Here is an 18,960-nt window from a genome sequence, read left to right as displayed (position 1 = left end):
GGTCGGGTCGATGTTTCTCGATTATCTTCGCCGCCTGTTGTTCGGTACGCTTTCGGCCTTGAGCGCGGATCGGGGCGTCTTCGTGCGCATCGCCTGGCGCTGGTACGCGATCTGGGGTCTGGTGCTGCTGGCGATCAGCCCCGTGCCGGGCGCCGGCCCGCGCAATCTGGTCCATCTCGCCATGGCGGCGCTTGTCGGCATGGCGGTCGCGGTTCCCTGGCACCGGCATCTGCTCCTGCGTGAGGGCGTTCCGCCTTTTCGGCCGCCGTTCGAGCGGCGGCATCTGCGCTACGGGTTGCGTTACGTTCTGATCGCCGTCGCGACGGTCATCGCGCTTTTCACCGCTGTCTACGTGAGCAACCGCTTTGTCGCGACCCGGGCCGGCGGACTGGGCGTTTTCGCCGTATTGACGATTTTCCTGATCCTGCCGGCGTTGAACCGGGTGTTGCTGATCCTGCCGGCCGCCGCCCTCGATGAACCGCTCGCGCCCGGCGAGGCGTTTGTCGCAGGCTCAGGGCTCGGCCTGCCCATGACGCTGGTCTGGCTCTGTTTCGCGCTCGTTCTTGGCTGTGCGATGTTTCTGGCGTTGCTGGTTGTTGCCATCCTATCGGACCGGGACGGACTCTCCACCTTGGCCCCCTATCTCCTGCCGCCCGTCTGGCACGCGGGAAGCGTCTTTCTCAACGGCGCGCTGATCACCGGTGGCTATTATATTTTCCGTGAGCGCCAGACTTTTCGAAAGCGCCAGAACGTCTGAACACGCCGGAGGTTGCCGCCGCTCGGTCTGCCCGCCTGGGGCTGCTCGTCAAGGAAGCGGAAAGCCTGCCGTAAGGTTGCCGCTAGGGCATGCGACGTCCGGTCGCGCGACCTTGTTGCAGTGCAGCGCCGCCTTATGTTGAATGGGGCGCGCTCAATTCAGAAGAGCTGACGGCTCGGGACGCACGCCGCGAACCGCCGGCAAGACAGGAGACATTCGCATGCTCAAGAACAAGACTGCTCTCGTCACCGGTTCGACCTCCGGCATCGGGCTCGCTATCGCCCGGATCATGGCCAGGAACGGCGCCAACGTCGTCATCAACGGCTTCGGCGACGGCGATGCCATCGAGAAGGAACGTTCCGGTATCGAGACGGAATTCGGCGTTAAATGCGTCTACAGCGGCGCCGACATGACCAAGGGCGACGAGATCGCCGACATGATGGCCGATGCGGCCAAGGAGTTCGGCGCGGTCGACATTCTCGTCAACAACGCCGGCATCCAGCACGTTGCCCCGATCGAAGACTTTCCGATCGACAAGTGGAACGCGATCATCGCCATCAACCTGTCCTCCGCCTTCCACACCATCCATGCCGCGGTTCCCGGCATGCGCAAGAAGGGCTGGGGCCGGATCATCAACACCGGCTCGGCTCATGCGCTCGTCGCCTCGCCCTTCAAGAGCGCCTATGTCGCGGCCAAGCACGGCATCGCCGGGCTGACCAAGACGGTGGCCCTCGAGGTCGCCGAAGCTGGCATTACCGCCAACGCCATCTGCCCGGGTTATGTCTGGACGCCGCTGGTCGAGCGCCAGATCCCCGACACGATGAAGGCTCGCCACATGACCGAGGAAGAGGTCAAGCGCGACGTCCTGCTGGCGGCGCAGCCGACCAAGAAGTTCGTCACCGTCGATCAGGTCGCGGAGATGGCGCTCTATCTGTCCAGCGACGCGGCCTCCTGCATCACCGGTTCGATGATGCAGATGGACGGCGGCTGGGTGGCGCAGTGACGGGCGCGCATCCGGGTCCGCGGAGCATCGGCCGGAGATGAGCGGAAAAACCGAAGCTCCCAAGCCGATCAATCTGGCGCTTCAGGGTGGAGGCGCCCATGGCGCCTACACCTGGGGTGTGCTCGACTGGCTGCTGGAAAGCGGTCGTTTCGTCATCAAGGGGCTGAGCGGAACCTCCGCCGGTGCGATGAATGCGGTGGTGCTGGCGGACGGGCTGCATCGCGGTGGCGAGGACGGAGCGCGCGAGTCGCTTCATAACTTCTGGAAGGCGGTGAGCGACGGGGCGTGGTTCAGCCCGATCCGCCGCTCGCCTCTGGACATGATCCTCGGCCAGTGGAGCCTCGATCTCTCGCCGAGCTTCATTGCCCTTGATCTGGCCACCCATTTTGCCTCGCCCTATGAGTTCAATCCCCTCAACATCAATCCCTTGCGGGAAGTGGTGGAGAAGGCCGTCGACTTCGACGCGGTGCGCGCCTGCGATCATCTCAAGGTCTTCGTCTGCGCCACCAATGTGCGATCGGGCAAGATCAAGGTGTTCGAGGGTGACGAGATCACGCTTGATGCGGTCATGGCCTCGGCCTGCCTGCCGCACGTCTTTCAGGCGGTGGAGATCGACGGTGAGCCGTATTGGGACGGCGGCTACATGGGCAATCCGCCGCTGTTCCCGCTGTTTGGGACCACCGGCACGTCCGACACGGTGCTCGTTCAGATCAACCCGATAGAACGCGCCGAGACGCCGCGGACGGCGCGCGAGATCCTCAACCGGCTCAACGAGATCACCTTCAATTCGACGCTCCTTCGCGAGATGCGCGCCATCGAGTTCGTCACCCGGCTGATTCATCAGGGCAAGCTCGATGCGACGCATTACCAGAAGGTGCATCTGCACCGGATCGCGGCGGACGACCTCAAGCCGTTGCAGTCGTCGTCGAAGATGAACGCCGAATGGCGGTTCCTGACGCATCTGCGCGACATCGGCCGCGAGGCCGCTGCCGCCTGGGCGGACGAGAACTATCACCTGGTCGGAGAGCACTCGAGCATCGACCTGAAGGCCGAGTTCATGTGAAACCATCGGTGGCGGCGGGTGCGAATCACCTGCCGCCACCGATGCGAATCACACATGCGCGGCGCGTCCAAATTCCACCTACATCGAAAACATGGTTAACACATTCTTGCGTTACCTTACCGTGCGGGGCGCGCGCGGCCCGCGGCTTGCGAAATGCGACGCAGGAAGGGTTAGGGGAAGGTTAATTTCGTCAAGATGTCGTAGGCCGACATTAGGGCGCACATCATGTTGTGCCATCAGCGTGCCAACGATTTGGCAACGGTTTTCCGTCATCATTGGCACGCTGATAGTCAGGTAGTGCGTCGTCAGCGATTGGCGGACGAGGGAAGGCGGCAAATGCGACCCCGCTGTCTTCCTTCGTCCCGCCAGGCACCCTAGCGACTTCTCATGCAATCTAGGCGAGCTGGCCCCTTTGGAAAAGGGGGGCAATGCCGTGATCGCCGGTCAAGGTTACCGGGTAATGACGATTCGCGCATTCCGTTTGCCGTAACGTTCGATCAGCGAAAACAGCCGCCGGGCGTTTTCGGTGTGCAGGCGCACGCAGCCATGCGAGGCCGGCCGCCCGAGCGCGCGCACGGCGTTGGTGCCGTGGATGGCGTATCCCCCCAGGAAGAACACCGAATAGGGCATCGGCGAGCCGTGGTACTTCTTCGAGAAGTAGCGGCGGTGCATGCGTCCGGGGCGGAAGGTTCCCGTCGGCGTGCGATAGCCGCGCCGGGCGGTCGATACCGGCCAGGAGGCGGCGTGTCGGCCGTCGACATAGACGATCATGCGCTGGCGGGAAATGTCGATGCGCGCGACAAGGCTGGCAGCGTCGGCGCTGGAGAAAAATCCGGAGAAGACGCCAAGCGCCAGCGCCAGAACGCCAGCGGCGGCAAACCGCTTCCACAAGGACATGCTGAAAGGCCCCCCTTTCGCAAAATGCAAAGGTCTCGCTGAATTCGTTAATGAGACCTTGCTATTTCTATCATGCCGCAGGGGAAGAGTCTCGGCGCGATTGCGGCCGAGGCAGCGGCCGCGTGTCGGACGATTGTGTCAACGCTCTTACAAAGTCGGGCCGGGAACCTTAAATCAAGGGGTGCGTTGAAAGATGTGTGCCGCGTCCGGAGGGGTTCCCGCCACGATGCGCCATCCCATACGAGAGATCCTTGCCATGACTGACGTTCGTGCCCGCCATATGGTTCCCGCCGCCGCTGCGCTGGGCGTCGCGCTGGCGTTTCTGGCCACCGGCCAGACGCCCGTCGCCCGCGCCTCCGGGGATCTGGAGCAGCTGAAGCGCGAGGGTGCCTGCGAGGGATGCGATCTTCGCCTGTCCGAATTGCGCGGCCTCAAGCTCGATGCTCCAAGGCTCGCGGGGGCTAACCTGCGCGAGACCGACCTCAAGCAGGCCGAGCTTCGCGGCGCGGATCTTTCCGGAGCGGATTTGCGGCGCACCGAACTGGAGCGGGCCGACCTTTCCGGCGCCAACATCTCGAACGCCTCCATGCGCGGCGTCGACCTGGAGAAGGCGATGCTCGATGGCGCCGATCTCTCCGGCTCGGATCTGCGCGATTCGGATCTGATCGAGACGTCGCTTGCCGGAGCCGATCTTTCAGGGACGGATCTGCGCAGCGCGCTGATGATCCGCATGGCCGCCGGCGAGGCCTCGTTCCGGGGCGCGAAGATGGATGGCGCAAATCTGGAGCGCGCCGATCTGATGGGGGCGGATCTTTCCGGCGCGCGCCTGCCGAACGCCGATTTCGATCGGGTGAGGGCGGTTGGAGCGAACTTCAGCAACACGGATCTTTCGGGTGCACGCTTTTCAAGCGCGGACCTTTCCGGTGCGAACTTTAACGGGGCGGTGCTGGAAGGTGCGCTGCTTCGGCGCACCCGGCTGGTTGGCGCGGACCTTTCCGGCGCGCGCGGGCTCCTGCAGGCCCGGCTGGTCGGCGCCTGCGGGGACGCGAGCACGAAGCTTCCCTACGGGATCTCGCTCAAGACCTGCGACGACATGATGCCCGAGGACGACGAGTAGGCGACCCGGATACGCCAGGCTCGACGCAAAAAGGCCCGCCGCTTCATCGGAAGCGGCGGGCCTTTTCGTTGCGTGCGGCCGTCAGCCGGCCTCAGTCGAAGAGGTCGAAGGCGAAGCGATAGGTGACGCCGGCGCCGATGGTGAAGCGGTCGCGCTCGCCGGTCTTGACGATCGGGCTCTTGGCGGCGTCGCCGACATAGCGGTCCCAGCCGGCCTGAAGGTGCAGCGAGGTGGTGTCATTCATGGCGTAGCTGGCGCGGCCGAGCAGGCCGAGGGTCTTGAAGCCGCCGCTCGGACGGTAAGCGGTCAGCACGCTGCCGGCGGCGCCGGCCTCGGCGGCGCTGACGCCGAAATAGGTGCGCATGTAGTCGCCCGAGGCGAAGTCGGCGCGCGGGCCGAGGCTCAGCTGCAGGCGCTCCATCGGGCTGAAGATCACGTCCGCACCGAGGCGGCCGACCTGACCGGAGTGCCCGTTGATGCCCTGGCGAACCTCGACGAAGGCCTGGAACCAGTCATAGCGGAAGCCGGCGCCGGCGCCGAGCTCAAGCGCCCAGTCGACCTTGTTGGTGCCGGTCAGATGGGCCGCGTCGGAAGCCTTGCGCTCGCCGACGTAGTTGAAGGACGGATAGAAGAAGAAGCCGCGCTTCTTGATCTCGCCATCGGTCACCTGCCCGTAGCCGGGAAAATAGAAGCGGGCGAAGTTGATGATCGGCATCGGCGTGATCATCAGCTTGTCCGACCCTTCGTACTTGGGCTGGACGAGCGCACCAACGCCGAGGTCGACGACGTACTGACGCGACGGCACAGGCATGTCCTCCGGCGGCGTCAGGCTGTCCTGTGCACTGGCGACAGTCGCGCCAGCGAGCAGGCTGGCAGCGGCGAGAAGGAGAACGTTCTTCAGTGTCTTGCGCATGGTCGGTCGACCGCTCCGGAAAAGTCGTTGGCTCGATTGCCTTTCTTATAGCTGCAAAATGACCCGCGAATCCTAACGCTGATGCGATTTTGTGCCATTGTTGCAGCCTTGCACCTATGCCGCCCTCAGCGGGTGGCGCTCTCGTACCAGGCGACGAGGCGGGCGCGCTCCTCGGGCTCGACGTAGGTGATGTTGGCCGGTGGCATCGCGTGGGTGAAGCCCGCCTGCAGCGCGATCTCGCGCGCATGGGCGGCGATGTCGGTGTCGGTCTCCAGCAGCACGCCCTTCGGCGCGGCGGCGATGCCCTCCCACAGTGGCTCGCGGGCGTGGCACATGGAGCAACGCGACAGCACGGTGTCGCGCACCGCCTCGAAATGCGGGTCGTCGATGAAGCGCGCCTGGCGCGGGGAGGGACGGGCCTCGGCCAGCTCCGCCGGATCGGCGCCCGGGGCTGGCTGCATCGAGAGCCAGACGATGGCTGCAAACAGCGCCGCGGTGACCAGCCACGTCCACCAGGGCTTGCCCTTGCCGGCGTGCATCGTGTTGAAGAAATGACGGATCGAGACGCCCATCAGGAACACCAGCGAGGCGATCGCCCAGTTCCACGGAGTGGCGAAGGCGAGCGGGTAGTGGTTCGACAGCATCAGGAAAATGACAGGCAATGTCAGATAGTTGTTGTGAAGCGACCGCTGCTTGGCCTGCGCTCCGAGAGCCGGGTCAGGGGTCTTTCCGGCCAGCAGCTCGGCGACGACCTTCTTCTGGTTCGGGATGATGATCATGAAGACATTTGCCGACATGATCGTCGCGGTGAAGACGCCCAGATGCAGGAAGGCGGCGCGGCCGGTGAAGACCTGGGTGTAGCCCCAGGCCATGGCGACCAGAACCAGATAAAGCAGCAGCATCAAGCCCGTCGTGCTTCTGCCGAGCGGCGACTTGCACAGCAGGTCGTAGATGATCCAGCCAAGCGCGATGGAGGCGATCGAGACGGCGATCGCGGTCGCGCGTGACATCTCGAGCACGTTCGGGTCGATGAGATAGAGATCGGCGCTGGCGTAGTAGACGACGCACAGGAGCGCGAAGCCGGAAAGCCAGGTGGCGTAGCTCTCCCATTTGAACCAGGTCAGGTGCTCGGGCATCGTCGCCGGGGCCACCAGATACTTGCGGATGTGGTAAAATCCCCCGCCGTGGACCTGCCATTCCTCGCCGTGTGCGCCCTCGGGCAGATCCGGCGCCTTGCGCAGGCCAAGGTCCAGCGCGATGAAATAGAAGGATGATCCGATCCAGGCGATGGCCGTGATCACATGCAGCCAGCGCACGGCGAAGGCGAGCCAGTCCCACATGATCGCCAGTTCCATTCCCGTTCTCCCTCGATTATCGCGCGCCGGATGTGCCGGGCGGCGAGATGCCTGCCCAAGTGGCGAGCACGAAACGTGCCAGAGCCTGAGCGATCCCGCCAGCCAGCTTCGCCGCAAAAGTGACAGACCGGCGATTTACAAATAATGCCGCATATTTTTCCAGCACTCTCAAATTCAACTTGATAATTGCCGTATCGCGCCACAGCCTGAGGCCCGGCGTGTGGCAAATGCCCTTCGACGCCAGGAGGTTGGGCGGGGTCTATGTCCTATGTGAACATGTTGCGGGTGTTCGTGCGGGTGGTCGATCTCGGCTCGATGTCGGCGGCCGCGCGCGATCAACGGGTGTCGCCGGCGGTGGTCTCCAGCCGGATCGCTGAACTTGAGAAGCATCTGGGCGTGCGCCTTTTCAACCGCACGACCCGCAAGCTGGCGCCGACCGAGCACGGGACGCTCTTTCACAAGGGGGCGCTGAAGATCCTGGAGGCGATCGAGGAGGCGGAAGCCGCGGTCGCCGCCGTGTCGCGCAATCCCCGGGGCTCGATTTTCGTCGCCGCACCGCTCGGCATCGGGCGGCGGCTGATCGCGCCGCTGGTTCCCCGGTTCAAACAGGCATTTGCGGAAATCGACGTGCGGCTGCGGCTCTCTGATCGCAGGCTCGACGTGCTGGGCGAGGGGCTCGACATTGCCTTTGTCCTCGGCACGCCGGCAGACTCGGAGCTCAGGATGCGCCCCGTCTTCGACTGCCCTCGGGTGCTCTGCGCCGCCCCGTCCTATCTCAACCGGCGTGGCCGGCCGGAAAGCGGCGCGGCGCTGGTGCGCGACCGGCACGACTGCCTGCTGCTGCGCTTTCCCGGGTCCAGCGAATTTCACTGGACCCTGGTCGGGCCCGACGGGCCGCAGCGCCACGAGGTCTTCGGGCCCTTTGAGTCCGATGACGGCGACGTGCTGACCGACTGGGCGCTTGCCGGGGCCGGGATCGTCAACAAGCCGCTGATCGAGGTCGCCGACCATCTGGCCGCCGGGCGTCTGGAGGTCGTCTGCGCCGAGACGCCGCCGCCGCCGGTGCGGCTTGCCGCGCTCTATCCGCACAAGCGCTACCAGGATCCGAAGATCCGGCTTTTTCTCGATTTCGTCGTCGAGCGCTGCCGGGCGGAGGTGTCGGCGCGGCTCGGGACCTTGCCGGCTGCCTGACAAATCTGCTTCGATTGCTGCAATTCGTGCAAATCGAAGGCCTGAATGACGTCATTTTGTGCGTCTCCGGCCCGCTGGCGTGCAGGGCCGCGACACGCCAGTGACCGGTGTGCAGGCGGGGATTGAGCCCGACGCCGCGGGCACCTGGAAGCGGGGACAGGCGGCGGCAGACGAAATGTCTTTCAATGGAATTTTGATAATCAGGGCTATTATTCTGGATTATCAATAGATCAAATGTGCTCCGCCCGTGCTGCGGAGACGGCAGTGGAGCGTAGAACGAGACCATGAGCGACGATCGACACCAGCGACCGAGCACGATGACCCGCGAGGCCTTCGTCGACCGCTTCGGCGGTGTCTTCGAACATTCGCCCTGGGTCGCCGGACGCGCTTTCGATGCCGGCCTGCCGGAGGCGGCCGACCGTGCCGGCGGGCTGCATGGTGCTCTTTGCGCCGCGTTTCGCGCGGGCAGCGCCGACGAGCGTCTCGGCGTGCTCCTCGCCCACCCGGATCTTGCCGGCAAGCTGGCGGCGGCGAAGCGGCTCACCGCCTCCTCGTCCGCCGAGCAGGCGTCGGCCGGGCTCGACGCGCTTACCGACGCGGAGCGGGCGCGCTTCAGCGAACTCAACGAGGCCTACAAGGCCCGCTACGGATTTCCCTTCATTCTCGCGGTGAAGGGGCGGACCAAGGCGGAGATTCTCGAGAATTTCGAGGCGCGGGTCGCCAGCGACCGGGAGAGCGAGTTCGAGACGGCCTGTGCCCAGGTCGAACGGATCGCCGGCCTTCGCCTTGCCGACCTGCTCCCCGACTGACTTTCAGACAAATACGAAGCCGGCTTTCTTTCTTTCCAGCCGCTGTTCCCGAAGGACCTTCGCCATGACGACCGTTCCCGCTTCCGACCGCCCGGCTTTCGCGCTGCGCGACATCAATCTTGCCTCAGCCGGCCTCGGCGCGGCGGCGCTTTCGGCGACCGACGACTTCTTCGCTCCGGTCGCGCGCATGCTCGACGACAGCGAGGCGGTGTTCTATCCCGACCGCTATGACGACCACGGAAAGTGGATGGACGGCTGGGAATCGCGCCGCCGCCGGGGGGCGGGTCACGACAGCGCCGTGGTGCGGCTCGCGGCGCGCGGGCGCATCACCGGGTTTGACGTCGACACATCCCATTTCACCGGAAACTATCCCCCCGCCTGCCGCATCGAGGCCTGCGTCTCGCAGGGCGACCCGGACGGGTCGAGCGACTGGGTGGAGCTGGTGCCGATGTCGCCGCTGGGGGCGAGCGCGCATCACTTTTTCGCCTGCGCCGCCGACACGGCATTCACCCATGTGCGGCTGCATATCCATCCCGATGGCGGCGTGGCGCGCTTTCGTGTCTACGGCCGGCCGGCGCTGGATCCGAAGGCGGCCGGCGGCGGCGAGCTGGACCTTGCCTCGGCGCTCAACGGCGCGCGCATCGTTGCCTTCTCCGACGCCCATTACGGCGCCTATCACCGGCTGCTGGCACCGGGACGCGGCCTCAATATGGGCGACGGCTGGGAAACCCGGCGGCGGCGCGAGCCGGGCAACGACTGGATCATCGTCGAGCTCGGGGCGCGTGGTCGCATCGCCCGCGCCGCGCTCGACACCGCTTTCTACAAGGGTAATTTCCCGGAGAGCTTCTCGATTCAGGCAGCGGATCTGGGCGATCTCGCCGGCGATCTGGAGCGGGCCGTGGTCACCTCGTCGATGTTCTGGCCGGAGCTGATCGCGCGCACGCCGCTCACCGCCGATGCGATCCACGATATCCCCGCCGCGCAGGTCCAGGACATCGGTCCGCTCACCCACGTCCGGCTCAACATCTTCCCCGATGGCGGCGTCAGCCGGCTGAGGCTCTTCGGCACGCTGGACTGAGGCGGGGCCGGCACCGAGGCCGCTGTTGAGGCGGGGCGGGTCCGCGCTCGCTTCAGCCGCGGGTTTCGCGTTCCAGGAAGAGCTGGACGACGAACATCGCCCACACGATGTTGGCGCGGCGCTTGTCGCCGGCCAGGAAATCCTCCCAGAACAGCCGCACCAGCGTGGGGTCGAGGACGTCGGTGCGCGCCAGCGTGTCGGGCGCGAACATGTCCTCGGCCAGCGGCCTGAGGGGGCCCTTCAGCCAGCTTGCGGAGGGAATGCCGAAGCCGCGCTTGGGCCGGTCCCAGAGCGCGGCCGGCACATAGCGGTCGAGCACCGCCTTGACCACGCCCTTGCGCTGGCCATCCATCAGCCGGATGTCGTCGGGCAGGGACAGGGCGAAGCGGACGACGTCCGGATCGAGGAAGGGAACGCGCGTTTCCAGGCTGTGGGCCATGGCGGCGCGGTCGACCTTCACCAGGATGTCGTCCGGCAGGTAGTGGGTGAGGTCGAGGAAGCTGGCCTGCTCGAGCGGTGTCCAGTCCGTCTCGGCGGCCACCGTTTCCAGCAGCGGGTGGGTGAGGCGCCGGGTTCCCGGCACCAGCCGGTCGGCGCCGTCGAGCAGGGTGAACTTGCGCTCATAGGCGGCGGTGGCCGATGGGGTGTCGAAACGGGCGAGCTTTTCCTCCAGCCGCAGCCGCAGGCTTGCCGGCGAACGGCCGCCGGCCACGCGGGCGCTTCCGCGCTTTTCCGCCGGGGCGACGAGAAGCGCGAGCTGCGCCCGGATCCAGGCGCGCTGGGCGCCGCGGGCGAGCGCTGAAAAGGGCGAGCCAGACCATTGCCGGGCGATGGAATGGTAGCGGCCGTAGCCGGCGAAAAGCTCGTCGGCGGCGTCGCCCGACAGGCTCACCGTCACCTTGGACCGGGCGAAACGGGCGACCAGATAGGTCGGCAGCTGCGACTGGTCGGTGAAGGGCTCGTCGTAGACCTCCGGCATCTTCGCCACCAGGTCGCGCGCCTCTTCGCCGGACAGGTAGATCTCGTTGTGGCTGGTGCCGAGATGGGCGGCGACGGCGCGGGCGAACTCCGCCTCGTTGGTCGCCTTGTCGTCGAAGCCGAGCGAGAAGGTCTCGACCGGCACGCTGCTCAGCGACTGCATCATGGCGGCGACGGTCGAACTGTCGATGCCGCCGGAGAGGAAAGCGCCAAGCGGCACGTCGGAGATCATCTGGCGGGCGACGGATTCGCGCAGCAGCGAGTCGAGCCGGGTGACCGCGGCCTCGGGCGAGCCGGAGAAGCGGTTGGCGCGGGCGTCGCGTGCCTCGGCGAGCGCATCCCAGAAGAGCGTCTTGCGCCACTGCTCCGGCGCTATCGCCGCCGCGTCGATCTCGACGCAGGCGCCCGGTTCGATCTTCACCACATTCTCGAAGGCGGTGAGGGGGGCGGAAATGTAGCCGTGGCGCAGGCATTGGGCGATGGCCTGCCGGTCGATGCGGCCCTGCCAGCGCGGATGCCGCTTCAACGCCTTGATTTCCGAGGCGAAGGCGATTTCTCCGTCGAAGACCGCGACATGCAGGGGCTTCTCGCCGAAGCGGTCGCGGGTCAGCGTCAGGCGCCGGGTCTCCCGGTCCCAGAGAGCGATGGCGAACATGCCGCTGGTGCGCGACAGCGTTGCCGCCAGCCCCCAGGCGACGACGCCGGCAAGCAGCACCTCGGTGTCGGAATGGCCGCGCCAGACGGGCGCATGGCCTTCCTCCTCCAGCTCCCGACGCAGATCGAGGTAATTGTAGATCTCGCCATTGTAGCAGATCGTGTAGCGGCCGCAGGCGGAGTGCATCGGCTGGGCGCCGGCCTCGGTCAGATCGAGGATCGACAGGCGGCGGTGAACCAGGCCGATGCCGGCGCGCGGATCCGTCCAGGTGGCGTGCGCGTCCGGCCCCCGGTGGGCGATCGCCTCGCCCATGGCGTCAAGAAGGCCCTGGTCCGCGTCGCTGAGGCCGTTCGGCCTGAAAATCCCGGCAATGCCGCACATGTCACGCTCCGTCTCTGGCCGAACAGGTCGTGGCCCAGGTCGCCTTGCGACCCTTAAAGCACGTTGGCGCGGCTGAAAAGGACGAGGCGAGAGGTCCGGGTTTTACCGGAAAACGCGACGAGAGGAAGGCGAGAGCTGCGGCGAAGGCCTATTCGGCAGCCTCGGCAAGGGCGGGTGCGTCGGCGCGGCCGATCCAGCGGTCAAGGAAACCGTCGAGCCAGGCCTTGACCTCCGGATCGAACACATAGCGCCCGGCGAAATGGTCGCGCCGCTGGCGGGCGCCGGGAAGCGCCATGCGCGGCGCGCCGCGCGTCGTCCAGCGCACCATCATGTGGTAGGTGAGCTCCGGGTGAAACTGGATCGCATAGGCGGCCGGCCCGTAGCGGATCGCCTGATTGGGGTAGGTGTCGCCGGAGGCCAGAAGCTCCGCGCCATGGGGCAGGCCGAAGCCTTCGCGATGCCACTGGTAGACCTTGCGCGGCCAGGGCATGAAGGTCTTGCCCGCGCTGGTCGGGTGGAGGTCGTAATAGCCGATCTCGACGAGGCCGTCGTCGTGGCCATAGACCGGCGCGCCGAGGTGGCGGGCCATCATCTGCGCGCCAAGGCAAATGCCGAGAAAGGGCTTCCTCTCTTTCAGCGGCACGCCGATCCAATCGATCTCGCGCGAGACGAAGGCCTCGGGATCATTGGCGCTCATCGGGCCGCCGAAGACCACCGCGCCGGCATGATCGGCAAGCGTTTCCGGCAGAAGGTCACCGAAGCGCGGGCGTCGGATGTCGAGAGCAAACCCGCGCCGGACAAGCTCCTGTCCGACGCGGCCGGGCGTCGAGGTTTCCTGATGCAGGACGATCAGAACCTTCGGGCGATCTGCAAATTGCTTCGGATCTATGATCATGATCTTGAGTTTAGCGTGCAATCGGGGCCGCCGTCGAGGGGCGTTCGGTCGTGTCCGGCTGAGCGAAACTCAGGAGGCCTCGCCCTCGTCCGCGTCGCCGCTGTCGACATGGGTATGGGCGGCGACCTTGCGGCGCAGCGCCAGCCGCTCGCGCGAGGAGATGCCCATCAGCTCGGCGACGCGCCAGATCGTGTTGTCCTCGAACTCGTGCACCGTGCCGTCGGCGTAGACAAGCTCCCACATCATCTCCAGCACCTTGAGCCGGCCGTCGATGTCGAGCGTGCGCTTCAGCACCGAGGTGAAGCCGTAAAGATCGACAGCCTCGGCGTCGCGCTTCGTCGCCGCCTCGATCAGTTCCGCCGTCATCTCGGGAGTGAGCTGGTAGGTCGTGCGCAGCACCTGCGACAGCATCTCGCGCTCCGCATCGTCCACGACGCCGTCGACGGCGATGATGTGAACAAGGAGTGCCGCGGCGGCGAGCCGATGGTCGTCCTCGGCGAAGGTCAGGTCGTCCGCTTCCCCCGTCACCACGGTCTTCAGGAAACGCTTCAACGCTGGAAACATGTGCCCTCCTCAGGTCCGGCCGCGGGGCAGCCCCGCCGCTTAACGCGCTCTGCCGCCGCCGCCCGGCGCCCTTGGCCGGGGCGCCAACGGGCGCGACACGACAGGCCCCAGACGAGCAACATTGGCAATCTTGCCGAAAAAGTCCATGCCGCACGGCAGCAAAGCAGCGTCTTCGGCCATGCTGTCGACATGCTTTGTCGTAAACTGGCGGCTGATTCGATGATGGGGTGTTTGCGTGAAAAGGCTTGCGATTGGTGTTGTCGGCGGTCTCGTGGCGTTGTTGGCGCTGGCGATGGTCGTGCCGCTGCTGTTGCCGAAGGATGCCATCCGGGCCGAGCTGATCGCGCAGATCGAGGCCCGCACCGGCTGGCACCTGCGGCTCGACGGGGCGGTCGGCCTGTCGCTGCTGCCGGGCTTGCGCATGACCGCCAGCGACGTCGGCGTCGCCGGGCCGGACGGCATGGAGTTCCTGCGCGTCGGCGAGGTCGACTTCGGTCTCGCCTGGGGCACGCTCTTCGGCGGGTCGGCGAAACTCACCCACATCGCGCTCGACAGGCCGCAGGTGCAGGTCGGCGGCGACACCGGCACGGAAGCCGTCAAGGCGGCGGAGGGCTTTCCGCTCGACCGCTGGAGCGCGGCGACCGAGGCGATTTCCGAGAGCAATTCCGAGGCCGCGCGGTCCGAGCGACCCGGCGCGGTCGAGACGGCGGATGAGGGCCGGGCGGCGGAAGCGGCCGGCGGCGCGGCGATGCTGGCGCGCATCGGCGTCGACAGGCTCACCGTTACCAACGGCACGCTGGTGATCGGCCCGGTCGAGGGCGGTCAGCGGATCGAGAAGATCGACATGCAGGTGTCGCTGCCCTCGCTCGCCGGGCCGATGGACCTTTCCGGCAGCTTCGTCCACCGCGGCGTCGAGATCGAGGTGGCCGGCGACATCGCGGCGCCCCTGGCGCTGGCGGAAGGCGAGGCCAGCGGCGTCGAACTGACGCTGACGGGTGCCGGCGTCACGGCCGGCGTCACCGGTGATGCGTCGATGTCGGGCGAAAGCAATCTCAGGGTTTCGGCCGAGGGCGCGGCGCTGGGCGAGACGCTTGCCGTCTTCGGCGTCGCCACCGGCCCCGAACCCGGCTCCTTCGGCATGACGGCGCAGCTTCGCCTGACAAGGAACGCGGTCGACGTCGCCGGGCTGACGGCCAGGCTTGGCGAGGCGCAGCTTCGCGGCGACGGCCGCGCGGATCTTTCCAGCGGCGAGCCGGCCGTCGAGGCGCGGCTGGCGCTTGCCGACGCGAGCCTGTCGAACCTTCTTGCCCTTGCCGGGCGAAGCGAGGAAGCGCGCGGCACGCTGGCGGGTGACGTGCGCCTGTCGGCCTCGGGCAGCGACATGGCACGGCTCATGGGCACGCTCGACATTGCCGGCAAGCTCAGCCTCGCCGGCGGCGGCATCTCCGGACTGGCGCTGCCGGCGCCGCTTGGCGACGATCCGGCGGCCTCGAAGATCGAGAACCTGGCGCTGGCCGTCAGCTTCTCCGGTCTCGATGCGCCGGTGACGCTGAACGGTGGGCTGACATGGCGTGGCGAGGCGTTCCGCGTCGACGGATCGGCGACGCCGGCGCTGATGATGGCGGGCATGCCGGCCCCGACCTCGCTGCGGATTTCCGGCAGCCGGGTGACGCTGGGCTATGAGGGCGCCTTCTCGCCGGCCAGCGGCCTCGACGGCGACGTCGTCGTCGAGACGGCCGATCTGCGCGGTCTTGCCGGCTGGCTCGGCATGCCTCTTTCCGGCGACGGCGGGCTGAAGCGCTTTGCGTTTTCCGGCAAGCTCGACACGAGCGAGACGGCCGTCAGCTTCCGCCAGGCGCATATCCGGCTCGACGAGACCACGGGCACGGGCGAGGGCACGCTGACGCTCTCCAGCCCGCCGAAGCTCACCGGCACGCTCGCCCTCGACCGGCTGGCGGTCGATCCCTACATGCAGGCCGCACGCAGCGGCGGCATCGAGTCCGCGCCGCGCGTGCCCGGCGCGGAAGGCAGCGGCTGGAGCCGCGCCCCCATCGATCTCTCCGGCCTCAAGGCCTTTGCCGCCGACCTCGACCTGACCGCCAAGGCGATTTCCTGGGATGGCGTCGAGGTTGGCCCGAGCCGGCTCAAGGTGGTGCTTTCCGGCGGCAAGCTTGAGGCGACGCTGGCCGAAATGGCGCTTTACGGCGGTTCCGGCAAGGGGCGGCTGATGCTCGACGGCGGCGGCGCGGTGCCGGAGCTCGCCGCGTCCTTCGATCTTGCCGGCGTCGGCGGCCGCAGCCTGCTTGCAGCCCTTGCCGGCTTCGACTGGATCGACGGCGAACTCACCGTCGGCACGGATCTCCTCGCGCGCGGCACCAGCACCTTCGAGCTGGTCTCGAGCCTGGCCGGCACGGCGCGCTTCGACTTCGCCAACGGCTCGATCCGTGGCATCAACATTCCGCGCATGGTGCGCGGGCTGACCGTCGACACCCTGCTTGGCTGGGCGTCGAACCCGGAACAGAAGACCGACTTCTCGGCACTGGGCGCGGGCTTCGAGATTGCCCGTGGCATCGCCACCTCGGATGATCTGGCGCTGGTCGGGCCCTTGGTGCGCATGACCGGCTCGGGCCGCATCGACATGCCGGAGAAGCTGCTCGACTGGCGGCTGGAGCCGCGCGTGGTGGCGACGCTCGAGGGCGCGCCGCCGGTGCCGCTCGGCAAGGGCGAGAGCCATGCGCTGGAAGGGCTTGGCGTGCCGGTGATCGTGCGCGGCCCCTGGGCCCGGCCGCAAATCTATCCGGATATCCAGGGCATTCTCGAAAACCCGCAAGCCGCGCTGAAGCAGCTCGACGGCTTTGGCGGGGGCCTCGTCAAGGCGCTGTCGTCGGCGCGCGAGAGCGGCAAGGGCGGCGGATCCGTCGGCGACGCGCTGACCAACGCCGCGAACGACGCCATCGGTCGCGCCACCGGCGGCTCCACCCATATCGACGTGCAGAAGGTGATCGACGGCGAGGTCGACGACCAGGAGGTGCTCGATGCGGTGGAGCAGGGCTTCGGCCTGCCGCAGGGCTTCCTCGGCTCGCTCGGCGGCCGGAAAAAGCAGCCGCGAGACAGCGGCGGAACCGCGACGCCGGCGCAACCGAGCCCCTGATCCGACGAGCGCCGGCGGCAAAACAGCGGCGCGGCCAGCCTCCGATCAGGCCGAAGGCAGGCCGCACGCCCGCGCTGGCGTGCGCCGCGATTCGTTCTCCTCGGCGTCATCCCGGGCTTGACCCGGGATCCAATCCACGTCGCGGCATGCGGGGCGGGGGTCGGTTCGCCCGCAGCGGTCCGCATGCCCGGTGTCTTGACCGCCAGCGCTCGGGGATCCAATAGGCCCCGGGTCAAGCCCGGGGTGACGGCGGTGCGGGAGGCGCGGTCGGTCTGTGCCGGGGGGCGCCCGTGCGGGCCGCTTGTGTCGAGGGCGGCCTGTTGTCGGGGCGAATGGGTTGCAGGTGGGCGCAAGGGGCCCGTCTTGTGTCTGCGGAACGTGCTGAGCCGCTGCCCTCGCCTGACGGCTTCTCACTCACGCCCGGCCGCTGGGCTCTCCTGCCCGGCTGGCGCGCACTTCTGCTTGGCCATCTCGCTCGGCGGGGGCGTCAGGATTTCCAGAAACGGTCGGCGGCGCGGGTGTCGTCCCACAGCGCGCGGGCGTCTTGCCAGGCGCGGGCGGCGCGTGCCTCGTGCCAGCCGAGAACGAAGCCGGCGGCGAGTGCGCGGTCGGCGTCGCCCCCGGCCGTCTCGCCGACCAGCCGCACGAGGCCACGCGCCATGGCGACATCGTTGAGATAGCCGAAGACATCCTGCAGCCGCTTCAGCTTCGACAGGAAGGGCTTCATCGTCTTGCGCTGGAACAGCGGGCGGTAGAACTCCAAGGTGTAGCGCAGCTTCTTCAGCGCCTTGCGCATGTCGTGGCGTTCCTCGAGGTCGAGATCGTCGATGCGCGCGCCGAGGCGGGCGGCCGCCTTCCAGCGCTTGTGCATGGCGCGCGCGGCGAACTCGCGCGCCGGCATCCGCCAGGCGTCGTCGATTTCCGGACCGAGGGCGGCCACCGCCCGCGCCCGCCAGCCCTCACCCTCGGCAAGACGCGCGAGCGCGAAGACAAGAGCGTTGACCTGCGCGCCCTCGAGCGCGGCGCGGACCTCTCCGCGCACCTCGATGCGCCGGGCGGCGATGGTTTCCGCAAGCGCCCGGGCTGGAACCTCATCGGGCGCTTCGGCAAGGGCGGGAGCCAGGATATCGGTCGCCAGAACGTCAAGGTCGCGCAGGGCGCCGACCGTCGTGGCAAGCGCGCGGGCGGCGTTGTCGAGCGCCTCGCGCGTCGGTGGGTCAAGCAGCCGGGCGTGGATCTTGAGCGCGCTGCGCAGACGCCGCAGGCCGATGCGAAGCTGGTGCGGGGCCTCGGGCGCCTCGCCGGCGAGCACGGCGTCGCGGTTGGCGGCGATCTGCGTCAGGCAGGAGCGCAGGATGGCGCGAAAGGCGCTCTCGGCTGTGTCCCCGGGGGTCAGCGCCACGTCGTCGGCCTTGAGAGGGGCCGGCTGCGGCAGGCCGCCATCCAGAAGCGCATAGCCGCGCCCGGCCTTGCTCATCGGCGACAGGCGCGCGCGGTCCAGTCCCGGAAGTGCCGAGGCAAGGTCGAACAGCGCCTCGACGGGGCCGGCCATCAGCTCGAACTCGGCCTCGAACAGCGGATGGGCGCTGGCGCCCGCGTGGATTTCCCCGGCATCGAGCGCCAGTTCGATCTCGGTGTTTTCACCTGCGGAAAAAACCCGCGTCGTGCGGGTCATGCGGGTCTCGAAGACCTGATCGAGCGGCGCGCCGTCGATGAGCTTCCAAAGCCCCTCACGCACCGTTTCGTCGGCAATGCGGGTCAGGTCGGGAACAGGGGCGGCGACCTCGACCTCGTATTCGCGCGGTCGCGACAGGCCGGCGACGACGCCGGTGCCCGCCTTCACAGTCTGGATCCAGTCGTTGCCGACCCTGCGCACCCGAAGCGACCATTTCGCGCGTTTCAGCGCCAGGTCGGGGGTGTCGAAATAGATCGACGCCAGCGGCCGCGTCACGGCTCGTGCCACCGAGAAACCGGCCGGTGCGGCAGCTTTCTTCAGGCGCTGCAGGTCGGCCTTGTCCAGTTCGAGCTTGAGCTCGGTCTCTTGGGTTTTCTCGGTCATGCCAATGCTCTAGCCGGTTTTCCGGGGGCTGTCCAGAAAAGCGCGCTGAGTGCGCTTTGCTTTGCCGGCTACCGGCGGGCCGCTGCGTCAGCAC

Annotated in this window: 14 protein-coding genes and 1 pseudogene; 8 read left to right on the top strand and 7 right to left on the bottom strand. The window is 67.4% G+C overall.

The window, feature by feature from the left end; genetic code table 11:
- Positions 1-10: 10 nt before the first annotated feature.
- The 3 genes from ACSLUQ_RS15385 (at position 11) to ACSLUQ_RS15375 (ending at position 2,823) form a co-directional block, all read left to right on the top strand.
- Entirely contained in the window at positions 11-757 is a 747-nt protein-coding gene (locus ACSLUQ_RS15385; protein ID WP_461809033.1) for a hypothetical protein, read from the top strand.
- Positions 758-977: 220 nt separating this feature from the next.
- The gene (locus ACSLUQ_RS15380) at positions 978-1,760 is read left to right on the top strand and encodes a 3-hydroxybutyrate dehydrogenase (protein WP_461809032.1); all 783 of its coding nucleotides are present in this window, start codon (positions 978-980) and stop codon (positions 1,758-1,760) included.
- 37 nt (positions 1,761-1,797) lie between these two features.
- Positions 1,798-2,823, top strand: a complete 1,026-nt coding sequence (locus ACSLUQ_RS15375; RefSeq protein ID WP_417771632.1) for a patatin-like phospholipase family protein — start codon at positions 1,798-1,800, stop codon at positions 2,821-2,823.
- A gap of 450 nt (positions 2,824-3,273) precedes the next feature.
- On the opposite strand, the gene ACSLUQ_RS15370 is transcribed toward ACSLUQ_RS15375, so the two are convergent.
- The gene (locus ACSLUQ_RS15370) at positions 3,274-3,720 is read right to left on the bottom strand and encodes a L,D-transpeptidase (RefSeq protein ID WP_461809031.1); all 447 of its coding nucleotides are present in this window, start codon (positions 3,718-3,720) and stop codon (positions 3,274-3,276) included.
- A 256-nt stretch (positions 3,721-3,976) separates the two neighbouring features.
- Between ACSLUQ_RS15370 and ACSLUQ_RS15365 the strand changes: the two genes are divergently transcribed.
- Complete coding sequence (locus ACSLUQ_RS15365; RefSeq protein WP_461809030.1) at positions 3,977-4,837, top strand: pentapeptide repeat-containing protein; 861 nt, start codon at positions 3,977-3,979, stop codon at positions 4,835-4,837.
- Between the two features lie 91 nt (positions 4,838-4,928).
- Here the strand turns inward: ACSLUQ_RS15365 and ACSLUQ_RS15360 are convergent, their stop codons facing one another.
- On the bottom strand, positions 4,929-5,750 hold the full coding sequence (locus ACSLUQ_RS15360) for a MipA/OmpV family protein (RefSeq protein WP_417771635.1): 822 nt from the start codon (positions 5,748-5,750) through the stop codon (positions 4,929-4,931).
- A gap of 125 nt (positions 5,751-5,875) precedes the next feature.
- Positions 5,876-7,105 carry a urate hydroxylase PuuD gene (locus ACSLUQ_RS15355; protein ID WP_461809029.1) on the bottom strand — a complete coding sequence of 410 codons (1,230 nt, stop codon included), beginning with the start codon at positions 7,103-7,105 and terminating at the stop codon, positions 5,876-5,878.
- Between the two features lie 261 nt (positions 7,106-7,366).
- On the opposite strand from ACSLUQ_RS15355, the gene ACSLUQ_RS15350 reads away from it, so the two are divergent.
- The 3 genes and pseudogenes from ACSLUQ_RS15350 to alc all read left to right on the top strand — a co-directional run bounded on the left by ACSLUQ_RS15350 (position 7,367) and on the right by alc (position 10,183).
- Positions 7,367-8,296 (top strand): LysR family transcriptional regulator, encoded by a 930-nt coding sequence (locus ACSLUQ_RS15350; RefSeq protein WP_417771637.1) that lies wholly within the window; start codon positions 7,367-7,369, stop codon positions 8,294-8,296.
- Positions 8,297-8,604: 308 nt separating this feature from the next.
- A pseudogene (gene uraD / locus ACSLUQ_RS15345) lies at positions 8,605-9,105 on the top strand (2-oxo-4-hydroxy-4-carboxy-5-ureidoimidazoline decarboxylase); the annotation flags it as partial.
- A 64-nt stretch (positions 9,106-9,169) separates the two neighbouring features.
- Positions 9,170-10,183 (top strand): allantoicase, encoded by a 1,014-nt coding sequence (gene alc, locus ACSLUQ_RS15340; RefSeq protein ID WP_461809028.1) that lies wholly within the window; start codon positions 9,170-9,172, stop codon positions 10,181-10,183.
- A 52-nt stretch (positions 10,184-10,235) separates the two neighbouring features.
- Here alc and asnB read toward each other — a convergent pair whose 3' ends face one another.
- From asnB to ACSLUQ_RS15325, 3 genes are all read right to left on the bottom strand, one after another.
- Entirely contained in the window at positions 10,236-12,197 is a 1,962-nt protein-coding gene (asnB, locus tag ACSLUQ_RS15335) for an asparagine synthase (glutamine-hydrolyzing) (protein WP_461809027.1), read from the bottom strand.
- Positions 12,198-12,345: 148 nt separating this feature from the next.
- Positions 12,346-13,092 carry a glutamine amidotransferase gene (locus tag ACSLUQ_RS15330; RefSeq protein ID WP_417771640.1) on the bottom strand — a complete coding sequence of 249 codons (747 nt, stop codon included), beginning with the start codon at positions 13,090-13,092 and terminating at the stop codon, positions 12,346-12,348.
- A gap of 69 nt (positions 13,093-13,161) precedes the next feature.
- Positions 13,162-13,656, bottom strand: a complete 495-nt coding sequence (locus ACSLUQ_RS15325) for a tellurite resistance TerB family protein (protein ID WP_461809026.1) — start codon at positions 13,654-13,656, stop codon at positions 13,162-13,164.
- Positions 13,657-13,891: 235 nt separating this feature from the next.
- On the opposite strand from ACSLUQ_RS15325, the gene ACSLUQ_RS15320 reads away from it, so the two are divergent.
- Positions 13,892-16,807 carry an AsmA family protein gene (locus ACSLUQ_RS15320; RefSeq protein WP_461809025.1) on the top strand — a complete coding sequence of 972 codons (2,916 nt, stop codon included), beginning with the start codon at positions 13,892-13,894 and terminating at the stop codon, positions 16,805-16,807.
- A 487-nt stretch (positions 16,808-17,294) separates the two neighbouring features.
- Here ACSLUQ_RS15320 and ACSLUQ_RS15315 read toward each other — a convergent pair whose 3' ends face one another.
- On the bottom strand, positions 17,295-18,866 hold the full coding sequence (locus ACSLUQ_RS15315) for a CYTH and CHAD domain-containing protein (protein WP_461809024.1): 1,572 nt from the start codon (positions 18,864-18,866) through the stop codon (positions 17,295-17,297).
- Between the last annotated feature and the right edge of the window lie 94 nt (positions 18,867-18,960).

It is taken from the genome of Stappia sp. ICDLI1TA098 (genome assembly GCF_054880955.1).
This window is presented reverse-complemented; position numbering and strand designations above follow the sequence as displayed.